Origin of the sequence: Veillonella sp. ACP1 (genome assembly GCF_000286635.1) — a bacterium.
GTDB lineage: Bacteria > Bacillota > Negativicutes > Veillonellales > Veillonellaceae > Veillonella > Veillonella atypica.
In genome coordinates this window covers 23,045-29,090 of record NZ_ALKL01000025.1, presented here as the reverse complement: position 1 = coordinate 29,090, position 6,046 = coordinate 23,045, and the positions used below count along the sequence as shown (strand labels likewise).

Sequence of the window (6,046 nt, the reverse complement as noted above, 5' to 3'; positions counted from 1 at the left end):
AAAGCTGAACAATACGTTGTAACTGGTCTTGAAATGTTCCGCAAAACTTTGGACTCTGCAGTAGCAGGTGACAACGTTGGTGCATTGCTTCGTGGTGTTGACCGTAAAGACATCGAACGTGGTCAAGTATTGGCTAAACCAGGTTCCATCAACCCACATACAAAATTCAAAGCAGAAGTATACGTTTTGACTAAAGAAGAAGGTGGCCGTCATACTCCATTCTTCTCCAACTACCGTCCACAATTCTACTTCCGTACAACAGACGTAACAGGTGTTGTAAACCTTCCTGAAGGTGTAGAAATGTGTATGCCTGGCGATAACGTAACAATGAATATCGAATTGATTACTCCAATCGCTATCGAAGAAGGTCTTCGTTTCGCGATCCGCGAAGGTGGCCATACAGTAGGCGCTGGCGTTGTAACTGAAATCGAAGGTTAATTTAACCTTTTATGCTCATCGTAGTGATGCGTTGGGCACAATATCCACGACATGTAAGAGCGGCATGTTCTGCCGCTCTCGTGTTGTGTTTTCAAACTATGAAGTAGAAGGTTGCCTCTGCGGAGGAGAATTTCTATGGAGCAGTTCATTCACGAAATGGACGACAGGAGGAATTATTAATAATGGCTAAACAGCAAAAAATCCGTATTCGCCTTAAGGCATACGACCACAAAGCTCTCGATCAAAGCGCTGCTAAGATCGTAGACACTGCAAAAAGAAATGGCGCTATGGTATCTGGTCCGATTCCATTGCCAACAGAAAAGAATATCTTCACGATTCTTCGTTCCGTACACGTTAACAAAGATTCCCGTGAACAATTCGAAATGCGTACACATAAACGCTTGATCGATATTCTTGAACCAAATTCGAAAACAGTAGATGCTATCACTCGTTTAGATTTACCAGCTGGTGTATCTATTGAAATAAAACTATAAGGAGGTGCGATAATGTCTAAAGCTATTTTGGGTAAAAAATTAGGAATGACACAAGTCTTCACAGCTGAAGGCCAATTAGTTCCTGTAACAGTAGTGGAAACTACCCCAAGCGTTGTAGTGCGCGTTAAGACTGTTGAAACAGACGGTTATGAAGCAGTACAAATTGGTTATGGTTCCATTAAAGAAAAACATTTAACAAAACCTGTAAAAGGTCAGTTCGACAAAGCTGGCGTAGCTCCAGTTAAATATCTTCGCGAAGTTCGCGTTGACAGTGCAGCTGACTACACAGTAGGCCAAACTCTGGCAGCTGATATCTTCGCAGAAGGTGAATTGGTGGACGTAGTAGGTACAGGTAAAGGTAAGGGTTTTGCTGGCACAATTAAACGCCATAATTTCTCTCGTGGTCCTGAAACTCATGGCTCCAAATCTCACCGTGAACCTGGTTCCATCGGTCCTATGATCTCCGGTGGCGGCGGTAAGGTATACAAAGGTAAAAAACTCCCTGGACAAATGGGTGGTTACAGAGTTACCGTACAACGCTTATCCGTTGTGAAAGTTGATGCTGAACGTAACCTTTTATTGGTTAAAGGTGGTATCCCAGGCGCTAAAGGTAGCTTGGTTATGGTTCGCAACACGGTTAAACCTGTTAAATAATCATTTGTCGAAAGGAGGATTATGTAATGCCTACAGTAGCAACATATAATCAATCCGGCGTTAAAGTCGGTGAAATACAGTTAAACGATGCAGTATTCGGCGTTGAAGTAAACGAAGCCGTTATGCATCAAGCCGTAGTTCGTCAATTGTCTAACGAACGTCTCGGCACACATGCAACAAAAACTAGAGGTATGGTTCGTGGCGGTGGCCGTAAACCTTGGAAACAAAAAGGTACTGGTCGTGCACGTTCCGGTTCCAGCCGTTCCCCAATCTGGATTGGTGGCGGTACTACATTTGGTCCACAACCTCGCAGCTATTACAAAGCTATGCCTCGTAAGGCTAGACGTTTAGCAGTTAAATCTGCTCTTAGCGATAAGGTAAATAATAGCGAATTATACGTTTTGGAAGAAATCACATTAGCAGCTCCTAAAACAAAAGAAGTATTGAATATTATCAATAGCTTCAATGTTGGCGATGCAAAAGTATTGTTCATCACTGAAGGTGATGTAAATGTTGAACGTTCCGCTCGCAACATCCAAGGTGTTAAAGCATTGGCTTGCGAAGGTATGAACATTTTCGATCTTCTTCATTACGATAAGCTCTTCATTACTAAAGGCGCTGTCGCAAAAATTGAGGAGGTACTTGGATAATGCAATTACATGATGTACTAATCCGTCCGGTTATTACCGAAAAATCCACAAAGCTTATGGAAGAAAACAAATACACGTTCCGCGTGCCTTTGACTGCAAATAAAGTGCAAATCCGTCAAGCTGTTGAAAAAATCTTCAATGTAAAAGTAGAAAAAGTAGCTACTATTCGCGTATTAGGCAAAACTAAACGCATGGGTCGTACACAAGGTAAACGTAGCGATTACAAAAAAGCTATCGTAACTTTAAAAGCTGGCGAATCCATTACATTATTTGAAGGTGTCTAAGAGTCTAGTTGTAAGGAGGCCCACTAATGGCAATTAAATCATTTAAACCGTACTCCGCTGGTCGCCGGTTTATGACAGTATCCGCCTTCGACGAAATCACAGCAAGCAAACCAGAAAAATCTTTGTTAGCTAAGATTTCCCAAAAAGGTGGTCGTAATAATACTGGTAAAATGACAGTTCGTCACCAAGGTGGCGGTCATAAACGTCAATACCGTATCATTGACTTCAAACGTACTAAAGATAATATCCCAGCTAAAGTAGCAACAATCGAGTATGATCCTAACCGTTCTTCTCGTATCGCTTTGCTTAACTACGCTGATGGTGAAAAACGTTATATTTTAGCTCCTAACGGCTTAAAAGTTGGTGACGTTGTATTCTCCGGTCCTGAATCTGATATTAAACCTGGTAACTGCTTACCATTGGCTAATATCCCAGACGGTACTCAAATCCACAACATCGAATTAAAAATCGGTAAAGGCGGTCAAATCGTTCGTTCCGCTGGTACATCCGCTCAATTGATGGGTAAAGATAATGGCTATGCTATTCTTCGTTTACCATCTGGCGAAATGCGCCGCGTACGTCAAGAATGCCGTGCAACTGTAGGTGTTGTAGGCAACGCTGAACACAGCAACCTAGTAATTGGTAAAGCTGGTCGTCATCGTTGGATGGGCGTTCGTCCTGGTAACCGTGGTGTTGTAATGAACCCTTGTGACCATCCACATGGTGGTGGTGAAGGTAAATCTCCTGTTGGTCGTAAACATCCTGTTACACCTTGGGGCAAACCAGCACATGGTGTTAAAACTCGCGACAAGAAAAAAGCTTCTAACAGCTTAATCATTAAACGTCGTACAAAATAGGATAAAGGAAAGGAGATAAAATAGTGTCCAGATCTATTAAAAAAGGCCCTTTCGTAGCAGATCATTTGCTTAAGAAAGTTGATGCTTTAAACGAAACTAACGAAAAGAAAGTTGTAAAAACCTGGTCCCGTGCCTCTACTATTATCCCTAGTTTTGTAGGCCACACAATTGCTGTGCATGATGGTCGCAAACATGTACCTGTATTTATTACAGAAGATATGGTAGGTCATAAATTAGGTGAATTCGCTCCTACACGTACTTTCAAAGGTCACGGTAAGGACGAAAAATCTACAGGCAAAAAATAGGAGGAATAATTAATGGAAGCAAAAGCAATCGCTAGACATATCCGAATCGCGCCTCGTAAAATCCGTATCGTTGCTGATTTAGTGCGCGGTAAAAACATCGGCGAGGCATTTGCCATCTTGAAGTTCACTCCGAAAGTTGGCGCTGATGTAGTCGAAAAAGTTATGCGTTCCGCAATCGCAAATGCAGAACACAATTTTGATATGAATGTGGATAACTTATATGTATCCGAGATCTTCGTTGATCAAGGTCCTACATTGAAACGTATTCATCCTCGTTCCCGTGGACAAGCTTTCAAAATTTTGAAACGCACTAGCCACGTAACAGTAGTAGTTAAAGAAAGAGCTTAAGAAGGAGGGAAACAGAGTGGGTCAAAAAGTTAATCCACACGGTTTGCGTGTCGGTATCGTAAAAGATTGGGACGCAAAGTGGTATGCAGAAAAAGATTTCGCTGCTAATCTTCATGAAGACGTAAAAATTCGTAACTTCTTGAAAGAAACCCTTTTCATTGCTGGTATTTCCCGCATTGAAATCGAGCGTACAAATAAACGTATTAAATTGACTATCCACACTGCAAAACCAGGTATGGTTATCGGTCGTGGTGGTGCTGGTATCGAAGATATCAAAAAAGCAATGACTCGTTTCACTGATAAACAAGTTGACGTAAACATTGCAGAAATTAAACAAGCAGACATGGATGCAGTTCTTGTTGCAGAAAATATTGCTGGCCAATTAGAACGTCGTATCGGTTTCCGTCGTGCAATGAAACAAGCTGTTGGTCGTACAATGCGCTTAGGTGCAAAAGGTATCAAAATCATGGTTAGCGGTCGTCTTGGTGGCGCTGAAATCGCTCGTAGCGAATCCTACCGTGAAGGTTCCATTCCATTGCACACACTTCGTGCAAATATCGACTACGGTACTGCTGAAGCTCATACAACTTATGGTTGTATCGGCATTAAAGTATGGATTTACAAAGGTGAAGTTTTGCCAGAAGCAAAACAACCTGCTAAGAAGGAAGAAGGTGGCAAGTAATGCTTATTCCAAAGCGTGTAAAACATCGTAAGCAATTCCGCGGCCGTATGAAAGGTCGTGCTATGCGCGGTAATACAGTGTCTCATGGTGAGTTCGGCTTGGTAGCATGCGAACCATCTTGGATCACAAACCGTCAAATCGAAGCTGCTCGTATTGCTATGACTCGTTATATCAAACGTGGCGGTCAAGTATGGATTAAAATTTTCCCTGACAAACCAATCACAGCTAAACCAGCTGGTACTCGTATGGGTTCCGGTAAAGGTTCTCCTGAATACTGGGTAGCAGTAGTTAAACCAGGTCGTGTAATGTTTGAAATGGACGGTGTGCCAGAAGCTGTAGCTCGTGAAGCTATGCGTCTTGCAAGCCATAAACTTCCAATCAAATGCAAATTTGTTGTTAAGGGTAAAGAATTGGGTGGTGACGTAAATGAAGGTTAATGACATTCGCAATATGAGCGCTGCCGAAATGGAACAAAAAGTTTCCGGTCTTAAGGAAGAGTTATTTAACCTCCGTTTTCAGCTTGCAACAGGTCAATTAGAGAATCCTATGCGCATTCGTGAAGTTAAGAAGACAATCGCTCGTATTAAAACTGTACAACGTGAAGTTGAACTTAAATCTGAAAACGCATAATGACAGATTTGTTAAAGTTTGAAAAGGAGGCTTAAAATCGTGGCAGAAGAAAGAAACGTACGTAAAGTCCGCGTAGGTAAAGTTGTTAGCAACAAAATGGAAAAAACTGTTGTTGTTGCTGTAGAACGTAAAGTACCTCACGCATTATATAATAAGCCAATGGTTAGCAATAAACGCTTCAAAGCTCATGATGAAAATAATGAGTGCCGCATTGGTGATACAGTTAAAATTGTAGAAACTCGTCCACTTTCTAAAGATAAATGTTGGAGAGTTGTTGAAATTCTTGAAAGACAAAAATAAGAGTGATGTAAGGAGGAATAGACGATGATCCAGCAACAAACAATTTTGAATGTTGCCGACAACACTGGTGCAAAACGTATTATGTGCATCCAAGTCATGGGCGGTTCTTATCGCAAATTCGGCAATATCGGTGACGTAATCGTTGCTTCTGTAAAAGATGCATCACCCGGTGGCGTTGTCAAGAAAGGCGACGTAGTCAAAGCTGTTATTGTTCGTTCTAAAAAAGGTATCCGCCGTCAAGACGGTTCCTATATCCGTTTTGATGAAAACGCAGCAGTAGTTATTAAAGAAGATAAAACCCCTCGTGGTACTCGTATCTTCGGACCTGTAGCTAGAGAACTTCGTGAAAAAGACTTCATGAAAATCGTTTCCTTAGCTCCAGAAGTATTATAAGAAGGAGGAAC

The 6,046-nt window shown here is 41.7% G+C and carries 13 protein-coding genes; all 13 read left to right on the top strand.

Annotation, left to right across the window (positions count from 1 at the left end; genetic code table 11):
* A partial coding sequence (locus tag HMPREF1151_RS09525; protein WP_009661501.1) for an EF-Tu/IF-2/RF-3 family GTPase occupies nucleotides 1-438 on the top strand: 438 nt, incomplete at its 5' end.
* A 182-nt stretch (nucleotides 439-620) separates the two neighbouring features.
* Nucleotides 621-932, top strand: coding sequence for a 30S ribosomal protein S10 (rpsJ, locus tag HMPREF1151_RS09520; protein WP_004695100.1), 312 nt, complete (start codon nucleotides 621-623; stop codon nucleotides 930-932).
* A 12-nt stretch (nucleotides 933-944) separates the two neighbouring features.
* Nucleotides 945-1,586, top strand: a complete 642-nt coding sequence (rplC, locus tag HMPREF1151_RS09515) for a 50S ribosomal protein L3 (RefSeq protein ID WP_005377130.1) — start codon at nucleotides 945-947, stop codon at nucleotides 1,584-1,586.
* 26 nt (nucleotides 1,587-1,612) lie between these two features.
* Nucleotides 1,613-2,236 carry a 50S ribosomal protein L4 gene (rplD, locus tag HMPREF1151_RS09510; protein WP_005377066.1) on the top strand — a complete coding sequence of 208 codons (624 nt, stop codon included), beginning with the start codon at nucleotides 1,613-1,615 and terminating at the stop codon, nucleotides 2,234-2,236.
* Nucleotides 2,236-2,520, top strand: a complete 285-nt coding sequence (rplW, locus tag HMPREF1151_RS09505) for a 50S ribosomal protein L23 (protein ID WP_005376990.1) — start codon at nucleotides 2,236-2,238, stop codon at nucleotides 2,518-2,520. The genes rplD and rplW overlap by 1 nt, the downstream gene beginning before the upstream one ends.
* 26 nt (nucleotides 2,521-2,546) lie before the next feature.
* Nucleotides 2,547-3,377, top strand: a complete 831-nt coding sequence (gene rplB / locus HMPREF1151_RS09500) for a 50S ribosomal protein L2 (RefSeq protein ID WP_005377128.1) — start codon at nucleotides 2,547-2,549, stop codon at nucleotides 3,375-3,377.
* Between the two features lie 23 nt (nucleotides 3,378-3,400).
* Nucleotides 3,401-3,682, top strand: a complete 282-nt coding sequence (rpsS, locus tag HMPREF1151_RS09495) for a 30S ribosomal protein S19 (protein ID WP_005377144.1) — start codon at nucleotides 3,401-3,403, stop codon at nucleotides 3,680-3,682.
* Between the two features lie 12 nt (nucleotides 3,683-3,694).
* Entirely contained in the window at nucleotides 3,695-4,030 is a 336-nt protein-coding gene (gene rplV / locus HMPREF1151_RS09490; protein ID WP_004695112.1) for a 50S ribosomal protein L22, read from the top strand.
* A gap of 16 nt (nucleotides 4,031-4,046) precedes the next feature.
* Nucleotides 4,047-4,712 carry a 30S ribosomal protein S3 gene (rpsC, locus tag HMPREF1151_RS09485; protein ID WP_005377155.1) on the top strand — a complete coding sequence of 222 codons (666 nt, stop codon included), beginning with the start codon at nucleotides 4,047-4,049 and terminating at the stop codon, nucleotides 4,710-4,712.
* Nucleotides 4,712-5,149 carry a 50S ribosomal protein L16 gene (gene rplP, locus HMPREF1151_RS09480; RefSeq protein WP_005377168.1) on the top strand — a complete coding sequence of 146 codons (438 nt, stop codon included), beginning with the start codon at nucleotides 4,712-4,714 and terminating at the stop codon, nucleotides 5,147-5,149. The genes rpsC and rplP overlap by 1 nt, the downstream gene beginning before the upstream one ends.
* Nucleotides 5,139-5,342 (top strand): 50S ribosomal protein L29, encoded by a 204-nt coding sequence (gene rpmC / locus HMPREF1151_RS09475; RefSeq protein ID WP_004695115.1) that lies wholly within the window; start codon nucleotides 5,139-5,141, stop codon nucleotides 5,340-5,342. Before rplP ends, rpmC begins: the two co-directional genes overlap by 11 nt.
* 39 nt (nucleotides 5,343-5,381) lie before the next feature.
* Nucleotides 5,382-5,642: a 30S ribosomal protein S17 gene (gene rpsQ / locus HMPREF1151_RS09470; RefSeq protein ID WP_005377034.1), complete on the top strand. Its 261-nt coding sequence runs from the start codon at nucleotides 5,382-5,384 to the stop codon at nucleotides 5,640-5,642.
* 24 nt (nucleotides 5,643-5,666) lie between these two features.
* Entirely contained in the window at nucleotides 5,667-6,035 is a 369-nt protein-coding gene (gene rplN, locus HMPREF1151_RS09465) for a 50S ribosomal protein L14 (protein WP_005376994.1), read from the top strand.
* The last annotated feature ends 11 nt before the right edge of the window (nucleotides 6,036-6,046 follow it).

Excerpts from the sequence above, each read along its gene's own strand:
- rpsJ (WP_004695100.1), top strand. The coding sequence starts at position 621 with ATGGCTAAACAGCAAAAAATCCGTATTCGCCTTAAGGCATACGACCAC.
- rplC (WP_005377130.1), top strand. The coding sequence starts at position 945 with ATGTCTAAAGCTATTTTGGGTAAAAAATTAGGAATGACACAAGTCTTC.
- rplD (WP_005377066.1), top strand. The coding sequence starts at position 1,613 with ATGCCTACAGTAGCAACATATAATCAATCCGGCGTTAAAGTCGGTGAA.
- rplW (WP_005376990.1), top strand. The coding sequence starts at position 2,236 with ATGCAATTACATGATGTACTAATCCGTCCGGTTATTACCGAAAAATCC.
- rplB (WP_005377128.1), top strand. The coding sequence starts at position 2,547 with ATGGCAATTAAATCATTTAAACCGTACTCCGCTGGTCGCCGGTTTATG.
- rplV (WP_004695112.1), top strand. The coding sequence starts at position 3,695 with ATGGAAGCAAAAGCAATCGCTAGACATATCCGAATCGCGCCTCGTAAA.
- rplP (WP_005377168.1), top strand. The coding sequence starts at position 4,712 with ATGCTTATTCCAAAGCGTGTAAAACATCGTAAGCAATTCCGCGGCCGT.
- rpmC (WP_004695115.1), top strand. The coding sequence starts at position 5,139 with ATGAAGGTTAATGACATTCGCAATATGAGCGCTGCCGAAATGGAACAA.
- rplN (WP_005376994.1), top strand. The coding sequence starts at position 5,667 with ATGATCCAGCAACAAACAATTTTGAATGTTGCCGACAACACTGGTGCA.